13 protein-coding genes are annotated in these 16,462 nt (G+C 53.6%); 9 read left to right on the top strand and 4 right to left on the bottom strand.

All coding sequences use genetic code 11. The features are described 5' to 3' along the window. Positions 1-341 precede the first annotated feature (341 nt). The 5 genes from ssuE to ssuB are packed head-to-tail and all read left to right on the top strand — an operon-like array spanning position 342 to position 4,603. A complete protein-coding gene (ssuE, locus tag FBY13_RS21455; protein WP_063878968.1) occupies positions 342-893 on the top strand; it encodes an NADPH-dependent FMN reductase in 552 nt (183 codons plus the stop codon). Positions 894-903: 10 nt separating this feature from the next. Beyond that, a complete protein-coding gene (locus FBY13_RS21450) occupies positions 904-1,857 on the top strand; it encodes a sulfonate ABC transporter substrate-binding protein (RefSeq protein WP_145395097.1) in 954 nt (317 codons plus the stop codon). A 10-nt stretch (positions 1,858-1,867) separates the two neighbouring features. Beyond that, complete coding sequence (gene ssuD / locus FBY13_RS21445; RefSeq protein ID WP_145395096.1) at positions 1,868-3,016, top strand: FMNH2-dependent alkanesulfonate monooxygenase; 1,149 nt, start codon at positions 1,868-1,870, stop codon at positions 3,014-3,016. Between the two features lie 10 nt (positions 3,017-3,026). Continuing rightward, positions 3,027-3,818, top strand: a complete 792-nt coding sequence (ssuC, locus tag FBY13_RS21440) for an aliphatic sulfonate ABC transporter permease SsuC (protein ID WP_063878965.1) — start codon at positions 3,027-3,029, stop codon at positions 3,816-3,818. Beyond that, positions 3,815-4,603 (top strand): aliphatic sulfonates ABC transporter ATP-binding protein, encoded by a 789-nt coding sequence (gene ssuB, locus FBY13_RS21435; protein WP_063878964.1) that lies wholly within the window; start codon positions 3,815-3,817, stop codon positions 4,601-4,603. Before ssuC ends, ssuB begins: the two co-directional genes overlap by 4 nt. Positions 4,604-4,636: 33 nt before the next feature. Here ssuB and pepN read toward each other — a convergent pair whose 3' ends face one another. Next, complete coding sequence (gene pepN / locus FBY13_RS21430; protein WP_063878963.1) at positions 4,637-7,252, bottom strand: aminopeptidase N; 2,616 nt, start codon at positions 7,250-7,252, stop codon at positions 4,637-4,639. Positions 7,253-7,542: 290 nt separating this feature from the next. Between pepN and pncB the strand changes: the two genes are divergently transcribed. The 4 genes from pncB to FBY13_RS21410 all read left to right on the top strand — a co-directional run bounded on the left by pncB (position 7,543) and on the right by FBY13_RS21410 (position 13,140). Next, positions 7,543-8,748 (top strand): nicotinate phosphoribosyltransferase, encoded by a 1,206-nt coding sequence (gene pncB, locus FBY13_RS21425; RefSeq protein ID WP_145395095.1) that lies wholly within the window; start codon positions 7,543-7,545, stop codon positions 8,746-8,748. 157 nt (positions 8,749-8,905) lie between these two features. Continuing rightward, complete coding sequence (gene asnS / locus FBY13_RS21420; protein WP_063878962.1) at positions 8,906-10,306, top strand: asparagine--tRNA ligase; 1,401 nt, start codon at positions 8,906-8,908, stop codon at positions 10,304-10,306. 300 nt (positions 10,307-10,606) lie between these two features. Then, a complete protein-coding gene (gene ompF / locus FBY13_RS21415; protein WP_304621934.1) occupies positions 10,607-11,740 on the top strand; it encodes a porin OmpF in 1,134 nt (377 codons plus the stop codon). Between the two features lie 209 nt (positions 11,741-11,949). Next, complete coding sequence (locus FBY13_RS21410; protein ID WP_145395094.1) at positions 11,950-13,140, top strand: amino acid aminotransferase; 1,191 nt, start codon at positions 11,950-11,952, stop codon at positions 13,138-13,140. Positions 13,141-13,180: 40 nt separating this feature from the next. On the opposite strand, the gene FBY13_RS21405 is transcribed toward FBY13_RS21410, so the two are convergent. The 3 genes from FBY13_RS21405 to ldtD form a co-directional block, all read right to left on the bottom strand. Further along, entirely contained in the window at positions 13,181-13,810 is a 630-nt protein-coding gene (locus FBY13_RS21405; RefSeq protein WP_096012234.1) for an MBL fold metallo-hydrolase, read from the bottom strand. Between the two features lie 39 nt (positions 13,811-13,849). Beyond that, positions 13,850-14,398 (bottom strand): YcbK family protein, encoded by a 549-nt coding sequence (locus FBY13_RS21400; protein WP_013025254.1) that lies wholly within the window; start codon positions 14,396-14,398, stop codon positions 13,850-13,852. 186 nt (positions 14,399-14,584) lie between these two features. Then, a complete protein-coding gene (gene ldtD / locus FBY13_RS21395) occupies positions 14,585-16,402 on the bottom strand; it encodes a L,D-transpeptidase (protein ID WP_145395093.1) in 1,818 nt (605 codons plus the stop codon). Positions 16,403-16,462 lie beyond the last annotated feature (60 nt).

Genomic DNA, 16,462 nt, shown 5'->3' with positions numbered 1-16,462 from the left:
CTTTCTTTTTTTGTATCGCGTAAAAAACAACAACACCGTTTTTCGTTTCATTCCTTTGTTTCATTATTTTGATATTCAAGTAACCAAATGTACGGATTCCGGGGGTTTCATGGCGTTTATTCACCCGGATTAATGTATCAATGCACCTTCCCTGCTTTTTTTAAGATTTGTCGTATCGGTTTTATCTCTCAGTCCTGACGTTTTTATCTGAAATCCTTTTGCAATTTTTACCTTTAGATTGTCAGAAAAATCATTTAAGCCCTGCCGTTGCCTCTGCCAGGATGAAAGCCTCAGTTCTCAACAAAAGATAATCAATAACTTTCAGTTATAAGGAGTCGTAAATGAGAGTGCTTACCCTGGCAGGTAGTCCGCGGTTTCCTTCACGGTCCACGTCGTTGTTAGCGCTATGCCAGCGCAAACTGGAAGCATCCGGCGTTGAGGTCATTCCGTGGAACATCCATAACTTTCAACCTGACGATCTGATCAATGCACGCTTTGACTCCCCGGCGCTTTTAGCCCTGAGCGAAGATCTGGCTCAGGCTGATGGCCTGGTCATTGCCACGCCTGTCTATAAAGCCTCTTTTTCGGGGGCGCTAAAAACCGTTCTCGACCTGTTACCTGAACGCGCGCTGGCTCATAAAGTGGTGCTCCCGTTGGCCAGTGGTGGAAGCGCCGGTCATATGCTGGCCCTGGATTACGCGCTTAAGCCAGTTTTAAATGCCCTTAAAGCTGAAGAAGTGCTTCACGGGGTTTACGCCGAAGATAATCAAATCAAACATTACGACCGCCAGCCAGAACTGGACCCGGTGCTGGCAAGCCGTCTGGACGAAGCGGTGCAATCGTTCTGGCTGGCGTTGTCACGACGTCATCAGCCCGTTGCCCTGGCCGTGTAAGGATACAGAGATGAAACGAATAGTCAGCGCGTGGTTAATGGCAGGGATGTTTGTAGCAGGGGCACAGGTTGACGCCGCAGAAGCGCCGCCCGCTCAGGTTCGCATCGGCTATCAAAAGGGGTCGGTCAGTATGGTGCTGGCAAAAGAACATCGCCTGCTGGAGACGCGTTTCCCCCACACGACAATTCAGTGGATTGAATTTCCGGCCGGACCGCAAATGCTGGAAGCGCTGAACGTGGACAGCATCGATATTGGCAGTACCGGCGATATCCCACCGATCTTCGCACAGGCCGCAGGAGCAGACTTACTGTATATCGGCTCCGAACCGCCGAAGCCCAAAGCTGAGGTTATTCTGGTCAGCCAAAACAGCCCGTTAAAATCCGTTGCCGATTTGAAAGGCAAAAAGGTGGCCTTTCAGAAAGGCTCCAGTTCCCATAACTTGCTATTGCGCGCGCTGGAAGAAGCGGGTTTGAGTTTCAAGGATATTCAGCCGGTTTATCTGACGCCTGCTGATGCCCGAGCAGCCTTCCAGCAGGGCAACGTTGACGCCTGGGCGATATGGGACCCCTATTATTCCGCCGTCCTGCTGCAGGGTAATGTCCGCGTATTGAAAGACGGCACCACGCTGAATCAAACCGGGCCGTTCTACCTTGCGACGCGCAGTTTTGCACAGGACCACAATGACTTCGTCTTAGCGACGTTAAAAGCCTTCAGTGACGCAGAAGCGCTGACGCGTAGCGAACGCGATCAGAGTATTCGTCTGCTTTCTACATCGATCGGTCTGCCTGAGGCCGTCATTGCCAGCAACCTGGACCATCGCCCGCCCAGCCCGGTCAGCCCGGTGAGTGCGCACACGGTCGCTTTGCAGCAGAAAACCGCCGATCTGTTTTATGCCAATCATCTGATTCCCGTGAAAGTATCGATTGCCGAGCGCATCTGGCATCCCCATGCCGTAACGCAATAAGGAGAGAAAAATGAGTGTTTCCGTATTTTGGTTCCTGCCAACCCATGGTGACGGACATTACCTTGGCACAGCTGAAGGCGCTCGCCCGGTTGACCATGCTTATTTACAACAGGTGGCACAGGCTGCCGACCGGCTGGGCTTTGGTGGCGTTCTGATCCCGACGGGCCGCTCCTGTGAAGATGCCTGGCTGGTGGCGGCATCGTTAATCCCTGTGACTCAGCGTCTGCGTTTTCTGGTGGCCCTGCGTCCCGGTGTCATTTCGCCCACCCAGGCTGCGCGTCAGGCCGCAACGCTCGATCGCCTTTCCAACGGACGCGCGCTGTTCAACCTGGTGACCGGGGGCGATCCCGAGGAGCTGGCTGGTGATGGCGTATTTCTCGATCACCGCGAGCGCTATGCTGAATCGGCCGAGTTTACCCGCGTCTGGCGGCGCGTGCTGGAAGGCGAAACGGTGGATTACGAAGGCAAGCACGTTCATGTGCGAGGCGCTCGTCTGATGTTTAAGCCAGTACAGCAGCCCCGTCCGCCGCTGTGGTTCGGGGGTTCTTCAGAGCCCGCTCAGGATCTTGCCGCCGAACAGGTCGATGTTTACCTCACCTGGGGTGAACCACCTGCCCTGGTTAAAGAGAAAATTGAGCAAGTGCGGGCGAAAGCCGCAGCACAGGGGCGACAGGTTCGGTTTGGTATTCGCCTTCACGTGATCGTGCGTGAAACCAATGAGGAAGCCTGGCAGGCAGCCGACAAGCTGATCGCCAACGTGGATGATGCCACCATCGCCAAAGCACAAAGCGCCTTCCAACGCACCGACTCGGTGGGTCAACAGCGCATGGCTGCTCTGCACGGCGGACGCCGCGATAAGCTGGAGATCAGCCCTAACCTCTGGGCCGGCGTCGGACTGGTGCGTAGTGGCGCAGGCACGGCGCTCGTTGGCGATGCGCCTACCGTGGCGGCACGGATGAAAGAGTATGAAGCCCTGGGCATTGAAACCTTTATCCTGTCGGGATATCCGCATCTGGAGGAAGCTTATCGCGTCGGTGAGCTGCTGTTTCCTCATCTGGATCTGAATATTCCTCAGGTCCCGCAACCGCGGGTGGTTCAGGCGCACGGTGAAGCCGTTGCGAATGATTTTACGCCTGAGAAAAAAGCCGCCCGGGCCTGAGGAGATAACGATGACCAGACTACGTAAATCATTCTCAGCGGCGCTGGTGCCCTGGCTGCTGCCGGTGTTACTGGTGGTGGTCTGGCAAATTGCATCACAGACCGGCTGGCTGTCTACGCGTATTCTGCCAGCACCGGAAAAGATTGTGACCACCTTCTGGCAGTTGGCCGCCAGTGGCGAGCTCTGGCAGCATCTCGCCATCAGCAGTTGGCGGGCATTGCTTGGCTTCAGCATTGGCGGTTCACTCGGTTTGCTGCTGGGATTGATCACCGGCACCTCGCGGCTGGGTGAGCGCCTGCTGGATACCTCACTACAAATGTTACGCAACGTGCCCCATCTGGCGCTAATCCCACTGGTTATCCTGTGGTTTGGCATCGATGAATCCGCCAAAATTTTTCTGGTGGCGCTGGGCACGCTGTTCCCTATTTACCTGAATACCTACCACGGTATTCGCAACGTGGACCCAGGTCTGGTTGAAATGGCGCGCAGCTACGGTCTATCCGGCTGGAGCCTGTTTGTTCAGGTGATCTTACCCGGCGCGTTACCGAGCATCATGGTAGGCGTGCGCTTTGGACTGGGATTAATGTGGCTAACGCTGATTGTGGCCGAGACGATTTCGGCTAACGCCGGTATTGGCTATCTGGCAATGAACGCCCGTGAATTTCTGCAAACGGATGTGGTGATGGTTGCCATCATTCTTTATGCCCTGCTGGGAAAACTGGCTGATGTCAGCGCATTACTGCTGGAGCGTGTCTGGTTACGCTGGCATCCGGCTTATCAACGTAAGGAGCAAACCGCATGATTAACTCCGCTATCCCGGCGCGTCTCAACGCGGGTACGCCCGTCGGTGTGAAGGGCGTCAGTAAGAAGTACGGCGAGCGCACCATTCTGAATCACATCGACCTGCATATTCCTTCCGGCCAGTTTGTTGCCGTAGTGGGCCGCAGCGGCTGTGGTAAAAGCACCCTGCTGCGCCTGCTGGCCGGGCTGGAAAACAGCACCCAGGGTCAACTGCTGGCAGGTAATGCGCCGCTGCAGACTGCGCGCGACGAAACCCGGTTGATGTTTCAGGATGCCCGACTGCTGCCGTGGAAAAAAGTCATTGATAATGTCTCGCTGGGTCTGCGTGGCAACGCATGGCGTGAGGCCGCACGTGACGCGCTGGAGGCTGTCGGACTGGCTGACAGAGCACACGAGTGGCCTGCCGCGCTCTCCGGTGGTCAGAAACAGCGTGTGGCGCTGGCTCGGGCGCTGATTCACCGTCCCGGCCTGCTGCTACTGGATGAGCCGCTGGGGGCGCTGGATGCCTTAACGCGGATCGAGATGCAGGAGCTGATCGAATCGCTCTGGCAGCAGTACCACTTTACGGTTCTGTTGGTTACCCATGATGTCAGTGAAGCAGTCGCGATGGCTGATCGGGTGTTACTGATAGAGGAAGGTCAGATAGGACTGGATTTGCTGGTCGATCTGCCCCGCCCCCGGCGACGGGGTTCAGCGCGTCTGGCAGAGCTGGAAGCGGAAGTGCTGGATCGGGTTATGCGTCGCGGCGCAACAGACAAACCGCCACGCTATGCGCAACAGCGTTAATCAAACGGCGGGCTGTTAACCCGCCGTTTTTTATCAGGCGTTCAGTGCCTTGGTAATTTTCTCGTACAGATCGCCAGACAGTTTATCCAGACCTTGCAACTGCTCCAGCGCCTGACGCATCAGCGCCTGGCGGTTAGCGTCATAACGTTTCAGACGAATTAATGGCTCAATCATACGCGAGGCCACCTGCGGATTGCGGGTATTAAGATCCGTCAACATCTCCACCAGGAAGCGATAACCACTGCCATCTTCGGCATGGAACGCCGAGGGATTACCTGAAGCAAACGCACCAATCAACGAGCGAATACGGTTGGGGTTACCCATACTGAAGGAACGGTGCGACAGTAAACGACGCACGTTGAGTAACGCATTTTGCGCCGGGCTGGTAGCCTGTAAGACAAACCATTTGTCCATCACCAGGCCATCCTTGTGCCAGCGCTCATCATAGTCCGCTAACAACGCATCACGGCACGGTAACTGTGCCGCCACCGCAGCAGTGAGTGCAGCCAGGGAGTCCGTCATGTTATTGGCATGCTGGTATTGCGCCTGCACCAGTTTATTCGCCAGATCCATGTCCCCAAAGGCCAGATAGTAAAGACAGATATTCTTCAGCGAACGTTTACCAATGTCTGCATGATCTACGTGGTATTCGGCCTGCTGATTCGCATGGTAAACGGCAAAGAACTCATCGGCCAACTCACGGGCCAGCGTACGCACCAGCGCCTCACGCACCAGCGCAATGGCCTGCGGATCGATAATTTCAAACAGTTCGGCGATTTCGTTTTCACTTGGCAGCGATAAAATCAGGGCGGTGAGCGCCGGATCGCTGTCGGCATCCAGCAACACCGTGCGGAAGGCGTCTGCGACATGCAGTGGCAATGACAGATGCTGGCCTTGCTGATGACGCGCCACGTTGAGGCGCAGGTAAGTGGCTAACAGGCTTTGTGCGGCATCCCAGCGTGAAAAGTCGTTGCGTGCATGGCGCATCAGGAAAGTCAGTTGCGCATCGCTCCACTTATAATCGAGCTTCACCGGCGCGGAAAACTCACGCAGCAGTGACGGCACTGGCTGGAAATAGACGTTATCGAAAACAAAGGTCTGGAACTCTTCCGTTACGTTCAACACGTTATGCACCGGATGGCCGTCACGCTGAAGCGGAATCACCTTACCCTGCCCGTCATAGAGTTCGATATCCAGCGGGATATGCAGTGGCAACTTCTCTTTCTGCTCGGCCGTCGGCGGCGTGTGCTGGGTAACATGAAGCGTGTACTGTTCCAGTTCCGGGTTGTAGTCATCGCGCACCGACAGCGTTGGCGTGCCCGACTGACTGTACCAGCGACGGAACTGAGAGAGATCGATATTAGAAGCGTCTTCCATAGCCTGAACAAAATCATCGCAGGTGGCTGCGCTGCCGTCGTGGCGTTCGAAATACAGCTGCATCCCTTTCTGGAAATTCTCTTCACCCAGCAAGGTGTGCAGCATACGGATCACTTCAGAGCCTTTTTCATACACCGTTAAGGTGTAGAAATTGTTCATTTCGATCACCTGATCCGGGCGGATCGGATGCGCCATTGGGCTGGCGTCCTCGGCAAACTGCGCGCCGCGCATGATGCGCACGTTATCTATGCGGTTAACCGCACGCGATCCGAGGTCGGAGCTGAACTCCTGATCGCGAAAGACGGTCAGGCCCTCTTTCAGGCTCAGTTGGAACCAGTCGCGACAGGTTACGCGGTTGCCGGTCCAGTTATGGAAATACTCATGACCAATGACCGCTTCAATCCCCAGATAATCTTTATCGGTGGCAGTTTCGGCTTTTGCCAGCACGTATTTGGAGTTGAAAACGTTCAGGCCTTTATTCTCCATCGCGCCCATGTTGAAGAAGTCCACGGCAACAATCATAAAGATGTCGAGGTCATACTCCAGGCCAAAGCGCTCCTCATCCCACTTCATGCTGTTCTTCAGGGAGGTCATCGCCCAGTCGGCACGATCCAGATTGCCGCGATCGACAAAGATCTCCAGCGCAACATTGCGACCAGAACGCGTGGTAAAGCTGTCACGCAGCACATCAAAGTCACCTGCCACCAGCGCAAACAGATAGCACGGTTTAGGGAAAGGATCCTGCCACTTTACCCAGTTACGGCCTTGGTCATCTTTACCACTGTCAATGCGGTTGCCGTTTGACAGCAGGTAGGGATAACGGCTGCCGTCAGCGATAATGGTAGTGGTAAAGCGCGCCAGCACGTCGGGGCGATCCAGATACCAGGTAATATGCCGGAAACCTTCGGCTTCACATTGGGTGCAGAGCGCTTCACCGGATTTGTAGAGCCCTTCAAGGGCGCTGTTACGGTCAGGATGGATATCATTGACGATTTTAAGCGTGAAGCTGTCCGGTAACTGACTTAATACCAGCGAACCCGCGTCTTCATGCCAGGCCGTCCAGGCCTGACCATTGACTTCCAGCGACACCAGCGTCAGATCTTCGCCGTCCAGACGCAGTTCAGCCTGGTGGTCTCCCTGACGTTTAACCTGACTCACCGCCGTCACCCGCGTCGTCGTTTCATCCAGTTCAAAGGTTAAATCGATATCGGTGATGGTGTAGTCCGGCGCACGATAATCGTGTCGATATTTTATTTGTGGCTGCTGCGTCATATTCCGTCTCGCATGTAGTAGTTATTCGTCAAAGTCTACGCATTCGTCGCTAAAGTAAAAGTATAAGCATTACTCGTCAAACGTCTAAGCATGATGCGCCGAGCTTAGCATGCACAATGCATGTATCAGATAAAATGGCTACAATTTGTTAACAATGACACATTTCGTCCTCGACTCGCTATCCTCAAATATGCTGTGATCGCTCTCTGTTAGTGATTTATACTTTTGCGTCTTTTACGACGTTAAACACACCGGGCTCTGCGCCACCGAACAGGATGCTGAAACGCGCCATGACAGGACATGCTTCCCCGATACTGACTTCGCTGCTGGATACGGATGCTTATAAGCTTCATATGCAGCAAGCCGTATTCCACCGTTACCATGATGTCACGGTGGCCGCGGAGTTCCGCTGCCGTAGCGACGAGCTGCTGGGTTTTTATGCTGACGAGATCCGTGCGGCAATAGATGCCATGCAGGCGCTGGCACTCACCGAGGCTGAATATGCCTGGTTATCTGACCTGCCCTTTTTTGCTGATGACTACCTTAGCTGGCTGCGAAACTTTCGCTACGACCCACAACAGGTCGAAGTCCAGAATCACCATGGCAAGCTGGCTATCCGCATCCAGGGCCCCTGGCGGGAAGTCATCCTGTGGGAAGTCCCACTGCTGGCGCTGATCAGCGAAGTGGTTCACCGTCACCGCACACCCGCCATCAGCAGCCAGCAGGCCGTGGAATTTCTGCATCAGAAACTGGACAGGTTTCAAACCCAGGTGGCTGACACCGATATGTCACGTTTCCGATTGATGGATTTTGGCACCCGACGCCGTTATTCACAGGACGTGCAGGAATCGATTGTCAGCACCCTGAAACAGGATTTTCCGTGGCTGATGGGCACCAGTAACTATGATCTGGCACGCCGCCTTGAACTTACGCCAGTAGGTACTCAGGCTCACGAGTGGTTTCAGGCTTTTCAACAAATCAGCCCGGTGCTGGCGAACAGCCAGCGCGCGGCCTTACAGGCCTGGCTGGATGAATATGATGACAAGCTGGGCATTGCTTTGACCGACTGTATTGCCATGGATGCCTTCCTGCGCGATTTCGGTCCGGTCTTCGCCCGGCGTTATCAGGGACTGCGCCACGACTCAGGTGACCCGGTTGAGTGGGGCGAGAAAGCCCTGGCGCACTATCAGCAGTTGGGTATCGATCCGCTCACGAAAACGCTCGTGTTTTCGGATAATCTCAACCTGGAGAAATCGCTGGCGCTCTATCGTCACTTTGGCCAGCGTACCAACGTTGTATTCGGCATCGGCACGCGCCTGACCTGCGACATTCCCGGTGTTACGCCACTCAATATCGTGATCAAGCTGGTGCAATGTAATGGCAAGCCGGTCGCTAAGCTCTCTGACAGCCCAGGCAAAACGATCTGTCAGGACAAAGCGTTCGTTAAAGCCCTGCGAAAAGCCTTTGACCTGCCGCTGGTTAAAAAAGCCAGCTAGCCTCTTTGTTATCGGGGCGTTAACGCGCCCCGCCTTCCCGGCATTAAATCTGATATTCCCCTGAATTTTGCTTGTTTCCTGTTGACTCACAAGTAACATAGCTACACCCCAGTCTGGGGAATTCATTCACACACTTCTTCTATATAGAGAGATATTTATGAGCGTAGTGCCTGTAGCGGATGTACTGCACGGTCGCGTCGCGGTTGACAGTGACGTCACCGTACGTGGTTGGGTGCGTACCCGAAGAGATTCCAAAGCCGGTCTTTCCTTTATCGCTGTCTATGACGGCTCCTGCTTTAATCCCGTTCAGGCTGTCGTCAATAATTCTCTGAATAATTATCAGGACGAAGTGCTGCACCTGACCACTGGCTGTTCCGTCATTGTCACCGGTAAGGTGGTTGCGTCGCCGGGTCAGGGTCAGGCATTCGAAATCCAGGCGACAAAACTGGAAGTGGTGGGCTGGGTAGAAGATCCCGACAGCTACCCGATGGCGGCAAAACGCCACAGTATTGAATACCTGCGTGAAGTCGCGCACCTGCGTCCGCGTACCAACCTGATTGGCGCTGTAGCCCGGGTGCGTCACACGCTGGCACAGGCGCTGCATCGCTTCTTCCATGAGAACGGTTACTTCTGGGTCTCCACGCCGCTTATTACCGCCTCCGATACCGAAGGAGCCGGTGAGATGTTCCGCGTCTCAACCCTGGACATGGAAAACTTACCGCGCAACGATCAGGGTAAAGTCGACTACTCCGAGGATTTCTTCGGTAAAGAAGCCTTCCTGACGGTGTCCGGTCAGTTAAACGGTGAAACCTACGCCAGTGCCCTGTCGAAAATCTACACCTTTGGCCCGACTTTCCGCGCGGAAAACTCCAACACCAGCCGCCATCTGGCAGAATTCTGGATGCTGGAACCGGAAATCGCTTTCGCCTCATTAGACGATGCGGCAGCCCTGGCGGAAGCCATGCTGAAGTATGTCTTCCAGGCCGTTCTGAATGAGCGTGCGGACGATATGGCGTTTTTTGCCGAACGCGTAGACAAGGATGCGATTAATCGCCTGGAGCGTTTTGTTACTACCGATTTCGCCCAGGTCGATTATACCGATGCCGTCGATATCCTGATGAACTGCGGTCAGACCTTTGAGAACCCTGTGTCATGGGGCATCGATCTGTCCTCTGAACATGAACGTTATCTTGCCGAGAAGCATTTCAAAGCGCCGGTGGTGGTTAAAAACTATCCGAAAGATATCAAGGCGTTCTATATGCGCCTGAACGACGACGGTAAAACCGTGGCCGCGATGGATGTGTTAGCGCCGGGCATCGGTGAAATCATCGGGGGTTCTCAGCGTGAAGAGCGTCTGGATGTGCTTGATGCGCGTCTGGAAGAGATGGGCCTGAAAAAAGAAGATTACTGGTGGTATCGCGATCTGCGTCGCTATGGCACCGTGCCACATTCAGGTTTTGGATTAGGTTTCGAACGTTTAATCGCCTATGTCACCGGCGTACAAAATGTAAGAGATGTTATCCCCTTCCCACGCACGCCTCGCAACGCGAGCTTCTGATTTTCAGCATTAAATATAAGAAATTCATATATATAAAGAGGTCGGCATCGCCGGCCTTTTTTTATTTTTGTAAATTTTGATATGTCTCACAAAGTTCCGTTATTTTTACATTTTGTAATACATATTTTATATTTGAAACAAGATTACGACTTTTGTAGCATTTTCGCAGTAGAATTACCCGATGGGGGATGGAAAGATGCGTGCAGACACAGGAGACACCAAACTTCTTTCAAGGTTCACGTAAAGTTTTCTTGACGGCAGTGGCAGGTGTCCAAATAACTCCAATGAGGGTAATAAATAATGATGAAGCGCAACATTCTGGCAGTGGTTATCCCTGCTCTGCTCGCCGCTGGCGCAGCTAACGCAGCAGAAGTTTATAACAAAGACGGCAACAAGCTGGACCTGTACGGTAAAGTGGATGCGCGTCACCAGTTCTCTGATAACGCAGGTGATGACGGCGATCAGACTTATATTCGCTTCGGCTTTAAAGGCGAAACCAAGATTAATGACCAGATGACCGGTTACGGTCAGTGGGAATACAACATTCAGGGCAATAACTCTGAAGGTTCTGACGCGCAAAGCGGTAACAAAACCCGTCTGGGCTTTGCCGGTCTGAAATTCGGTGATGCAGGTTCAATCGACTACGGCCGTAACTACGGTGTGGTTTATGACGCAATCGGCTGGACCGATATGTTGCCAGTATTCGGTGGCGACTCAGGTTACTCAGACAACTTTATGAACGGTCGTAGCAGCGGTCTGCTGACCTACCGTAACACCAACTTCTTTGGTCTGGTAGATGGCTGGAACTTTGCGCTTCAGTATCAGGGTAAAAATGATCGTACCGATCCTCGCCGTGCGAATGGTGATGGCTACGGTATTTCAACCTCGTACACCTCTCCGATCGGAGTCGGTATCGTAGGTGCTTACAGCAGCAGCGATCGTACTAATAGCCAGGCTAACGGTTCAGTCAGTAATAACAACGTTGTAACCTCTCAAGGTGCTGGCGTTGGTGCTGGTAAGCGTGCAGAAAACTGGGCAACTGCTCTGAAATATGACGCTAACAACGTTTACCTGGCAGCAATGTACGGTGAAACCCGTAACTCTACGCCAATCAGCGGAACTTTTAACGTCAATAATACAGTAATTAGCGGCAACGCTTATGCTAACAAAACTCAAGAAATCGAGCTGGTAGCTCAGTATCAGTTCGACTTCGGTCTGCGTCCATCTCTGGCCTACGTTCAGTCTAAAGGCAAAGACATCGAAGGTATCGGCGATGCTGATATCTACAAATACTTCGATGTGGGCGCAACTTACTACTTCAACAAAAACATGGCCACCTACGTTGACTACAAAATCAACCAGCTGGACAAAAACAACCCACTTGGTCTGCCTGATGATGACGTAGTTGGTGTTGGTCTGGTTTACCAGTTCTAAGTTTGTTGATGCAGTACAAAAAACGGAGCTTCGGCTCCGTTTTTAATGCCGTTTTCTTGCCCTCTCCCCGGTTATTTCCCCCCAACAACATAAGAACGGGTAATTCTGGCGCACAGACGATGAATTTTATCGCAAACGGTTGGCATTTCGCCGTGCTGACGTTAACCTGATGGTTCATTTGCTAAAGTTCACGCTACTGGACCCGACTCATGTTTGAATCGATCTCTGCTGCACCCGCTGATCCTATCCTTGGCCTGGCCGATCTCTACCGTGCCGACGACCGCCCAAATAAAATCAATCTTGGTATTGGTGTTTATAAAGATGAAACCGGGAAAACGCCGGTGCTCACCAGCGTTAAAAAAGCAGAACAGTACCTGCTTGAAAACGAAACCAGTAAAAATTACCTGAGCATTGACGGTCTGCCGGATTTCGCGCATTGCACGCAGGAATTGTTATTTGGCAAAGGCAACGCCCTGATCGCGTCGGGCAGAGCCCGTACGGCGCAGACGCCGGGCGGTACGGGTGCACTGCGCGTCGCCGCAGATTTCCTGTCCACCCAGACCGCCGTTAAGCGCGTGTGGGTGAGCAACCCGAGCTGGCCTAACCACAAAAATGTGTTCAATGCTGCCGGGCTTGAGGTGTGCGAATACCAGTATTACGACGCGGCTAACCATACGCTGGACTTTGATGGCATGCTGGCCTCGCTGAAAGAGGTGAAAGCTGGTGATGTGGTGCTGTTCCACGGCTGCTGCCATAACCCGACCGGTATTGATCCAACAGCAGAGCAGTGGCAACAGCTGGCACAGCTCTCCCAGGCCAACGGCTGGTTGCCCCTGTTCGACTTCGCCTACCAGGGCTTTGCCCGTGGTCTGGAAGAGGATGCGGAAGGGCTGCGCATTTTTGCTGCCAGCCATCAGGAACTGATTGTCGCCAGTTCTTATTCCAAGAACTTTGGCCTGTATAACGAACGTGTTGGTGCAATTACATTGGTTGCAAGCGACGCCGCGACGGTCGAGACCGCGTTTAGCCAGGTGAAATACACCATTCGCGCTAACTACTCCAATCCTCCGTCACACGGTGCCGCCGTCGTTGCCACCATCCTGGGTAATGACGCGCTGCGTACTATCTGGCAGCAAGAGCTGTCTGATATGCGTCAGCGTATCCAGCGCATGCGTCAGCTGTTTGTTAACACGCTGGCGGATAAAGGCGCACAGCAGGACTTCAGCTTTATCATCAAGCAGAATGGGATGTTCTCATTCAGCGGACTGACCAAAGATCAGGTTATCCGCCTGCGCGAGGAGTTTGGGGTTTATGCCGTTAATTCGGGCCGCGTGAACGTTGCCGGTATGACGCCAGATAATATGTCTGCACTGTGTGAGGCAATTGTCGCCGTACTTTAGGCTGATACCGCATAAAAAATGGGCCGCTCTGGCCCATTTTTTATTGCAGGAAAGGATTGGTCAGACGTTCACGTCCCAGCGTTGACACAGGACCGTGACCGGGTAAAAACGTGACATCGTCGCCTAGCGGCAGCAGCTTATTTTTTATCGCATCGATGAGATGCTGATGATTGCCCTGCGGGAAATCAGTGCGCCCTACACCACCGCTAAAAATCACATCACCCGAAATCAGTAAGCGACCTTTGGCATCAAAAAATACAATGTGGCCTGGCGTATGTCCCGGGCAGTGCAGTACGTCAAGCGTGACCTGGCCGACCTGAACAGTGTCACCTTCCTCCAGCCAGCGATCCGGCGTCAGTGGCGCGCAGTACTCAAGACCAAACATTTGGCTTTGCGTGGGTAATGATTCCAGCCAGAATGCATCCTGCTTTTGCGGACCGACCAGCGGCACCTTCCAGAATGCAGCCAGTTCCGCCGCCGCCCCAACGTGATCGAGATGACCGTGCGTAAGCAGGATCTGTGCGGGCTTTACCTCAAGCTGTGCCAGCGTTTGCTTGATGGTCTCAGCATCGCCACCGGGGTCCACAAGGGCGGATTCACGCGTGGTTTCACACCAGATAACCGAACAATTCTGCGCAAAGGCGGTGACGGGGATAATGTGATAGTTCATAACGCTCCATGGTCGGCACCCGCAGCGTTGCCGACGTTACTACCAGTGCCTGACGGGACCGGTATCAATATGTACAAAGTTGCTGCTGGGGTAATATCCTACACCACCGGCTCGCATTTTTAATGCGGCTTTGCGAACATTCGCCAACGTCACCCCTTCAATATGAAAATCCATCGCCTGGCCTTTGGTGTGGTAACTGTGTTTTGCCACACCAGGTCCCGATTCCCGCAGCATATTGTTCGTCGCCAGTGAGCGATAGCCGGAGACGAGCTGAACGGGTTTGCGCGTTTCTAACAGCGCCTGAAGGCGATAGAGCTGATCAAACAGATGGGGATCGATACTTTTTGTTTTATTGGCACGGTAGTCGCGGAAAAAGTGGTTCAGGCGTGACAATTCACTTTTGTCGTAACTTTTACCGTTAAAAAATTCAGTTTTAAGGGTTTCGCCAGTGTGAAGATTATTGAGCGTTAAAATCCGTGGACGTGAAGTGGAGAGTGAAGCCATCGCGGTCTCTGGCAGTAAGGCCAGACCGGCAGCGGCACTTCCGCAAAGCAGCAGTTTGCGACGTAAAGAATCGATTGTAGACATGGAGCGGTTTACCTGAAAACAGAGTCAAAGACATGTGCAAAAAACGTACTGGCGGAACCATAACTTCCTGGCGCTAGCACGTCAACCCATTATGGGCAAGTTTGGAAGGCGGCTCCAGATAAAGCCGCCTTAATGACAGGACTGAATCATGCAGAGGCCGTGCGACTAACGATTAAAAATCAACCATTAGAGCAACAACTGTTGCGCACGGCTTAAGACCTGGCTGGCTGAACGCGCCGTATTATCATAATTGTAAATATCTGTACGGAACTGCGTTTTACCGTCATCCGCGACCCAGGCCGTTAAATAATACAGGTTAACCGGGATGCGATGGCGAATAGGCACATAGCGCGTGTCTCCCTGCTTAAGCGTGTCAGAGATACGGGCATCGTTCCAGCCGACATCCTGCAACAGAATACCCGCCAGTTCTGAGGCTTTATTGACGCGCACGCAGCCCGAGCTTAGCGCACGAATATCGCGCTGGAACAGGTTGTGGTTCGGCGTGTCATGCAGATAAATCGCATCCGAGCTTGGCATATTAAACTTATAGCGACCCAGCGAGTTGGTTTGCCCCGGTGCCTGACGTATGCGGTAAGGGAAAGAAGACGCGGACACCATGCTCCAGTCAATCATGCTGGGATCGATGACTTCAGAATCGGCACTCCAGCCAGACAGCAGGGTATAACCGTGCTTATACAGATAGGTGGGGTCCTGTTTCACTTTAGGAATAATGTCCTGACGCACCAGGTTGGTCGGCACATTCCACGGCGGATTCAGCACCACATTATTCAGTGCGCTTCGCATCAACGGCGTTTTACGATCTGGCCGGCCCACGATAACCCGGGAGGACAGAACTTTTGTGCCGTTGTTGTAATAGTTCAGCGAGTAGTTGGGGATGTTAACCATAATGCCGTTGTGCATATCATCCGGCAGCAGGCGCAGGCGCTGAATATTCAACGCCAGTAAGGCAGCACGCTGCTGGGGTGAGACATTCAGCCATTCACGTGTGCGCAGGCCAATCGCCCCATCGGCGTCAAGCCCCTGCCACTGCTGAAAGCGTTTTACCGCCGCCACCAGGTTGTCATCATAGACGTTCACACCGCCCGGTGCCGAGGGGGCATTTTGCACATTGCCTGAAACATCGGGCGTGATGGCGGGTATATCATTAACCGTCACTGCCGAAGGACTCACGGCGACAGGCTGCTCGCTGTGGCTGGCAGGAACGGGCGCGGTGGGAACGACGTCCTCGTTGGGCGCAGGTACGGCAACCTGAGCGCTTAACATACCGCTGCGGCGTAATATTTCGCGTAAGGCCGGCACATCGTCACTGACCTGTCCAGGTCGTAAGGTGTCACGATTTTTAATTTGCGGCCAGGGCTGTTTATCTTCAAGCAGACTCTTCAGCGCCTTGTGCATCAAGGGATACTGCGGATGCTGCGGCACCAGTGAATTGACAAAGGCCAGCGAACTGCCCGCATTCACCGCATTCTGCCATGCGTTAATCACGGACACCGACGGTACCGCCAGCTTGTAAGGGACGGTGCTGTACAGCCAGGTTTCCCCCTGAACAGGCACCGTTGACACAAACTGCAAATAGCCCAGCATCGCATCGGACAGCGTTACGTCGCGGGCGAAATCTTTAATCGTCGGATCGGTCAGGCGATCGACCCAGCGGGTAAACTGCGGCTGGACGCCGGAAAGCGCAACCTCCGCCAGCTGCTGCTGAAACTTTTGCACGGCGTCAGGATCTTGCCAGATCGGCTGCATATTTCGCGCGGCATACAGGGCAGCCAGTGAAGCGCCATAAAAAGGCTGGTTATCGCCTGAAAAAGCCTGTCGGATCTTCTGCTGGCTCTCGCTGACGGACAGGGCTGCATGCGTCATTTGCGTGCCCGGCATGGCAGCGATGATAGCGGCCTGAGCCATGGCACAAGGAATCAGCGTTAGTGCCAGCGCAAGCCACGAACTAACCTGATGAATTTTTAAGCTTTTATTCAGTAACATCCCTGCCCCCTTCATTGATCTACCGCGCAGCATGTCAGGAAACGGCTGCGATCGGGCTGT

The sequence above is a fragment of the Pantoea sp. SJZ147 genome, from assembly GCF_007828605.1.
In the GTDB taxonomy this organism is placed as follows: Bacteria; Pseudomonadota; Gammaproteobacteria; order Enterobacterales; family Enterobacteriaceae; genus Pantoea; species Pantoea allii.
The sequence above is the reverse complement of the archived record's forward strand: the minus strand, read 5'-3'. Positions and strand labels throughout refer to the sequence as shown.

Excerpts from the sequence above, each read along its gene's own strand:
- FBY13_RS21450 (WP_145395097.1), top strand. The coding sequence starts at position 904 with ATGAAACGAATAGTCAGCGCGTGGTTAATGGCAGGGATGTTTGTAGCA.
- ompF (WP_304621934.1), top strand. The coding sequence starts at position 10,607 with ATGATGAAGCGCAACATTCTGGCAGTGGTTATCCCTGCTCTGCTCGCC.
- ssuD (WP_145395096.1), top strand. The coding sequence starts at position 1,868 with ATGAGTGTTTCCGTATTTTGGTTCCTGCCAACCCATGGTGACGGACAT.
- ssuB (WP_063878964.1), top strand. The coding sequence starts at position 3,815 with ATGATTAACTCCGCTATCCCGGCGCGTCTCAACGCGGGTACGCCCGTC.
- ldtD (WP_145395093.1), bottom strand. The coding sequence starts at position 16,402 with ATGTTACTGAATAAAAGCTTAAAAATTCATCAGGTTAGTTCGTGGCTT.
- FBY13_RS21405 (WP_096012234.1), bottom strand. The coding sequence starts at position 13,810 with ATGAACTATCACATTATCCCCGTCACCGCCTTTGCGCAGAATTGTTCG.
- FBY13_RS21400 (WP_013025254.1), bottom strand. The coding sequence starts at position 14,398 with ATGTCTACAATCGATTCTTTACGTCGCAAACTGCTGCTTTGCGGAAGT.
- ssuC (WP_063878965.1), top strand. The coding sequence starts at position 3,027 with ATGACCAGACTACGTAAATCATTCTCAGCGGCGCTGGTGCCCTGGCTG.
- pepN (WP_063878963.1), bottom strand. The coding sequence starts at position 7,252 with ATGACGCAGCAGCCACAAATAAAATATCGACACGATTATCGTGCGCCG.
- ssuE (WP_063878968.1), top strand. The coding sequence starts at position 342 with ATGAGAGTGCTTACCCTGGCAGGTAGTCCGCGGTTTCCTTCACGGTCC.
- pncB (WP_145395095.1), top strand. The coding sequence starts at position 7,543 with ATGACAGGACATGCTTCCCCGATACTGACTTCGCTGCTGGATACGGAT.
- FBY13_RS21410 (WP_145395094.1), top strand. The coding sequence starts at position 11,950 with ATGTTTGAATCGATCTCTGCTGCACCCGCTGATCCTATCCTTGGCCTG.
- asnS (WP_063878962.1), top strand. The coding sequence starts at position 8,906 with ATGAGCGTAGTGCCTGTAGCGGATGTACTGCACGGTCGCGTCGCGGTT.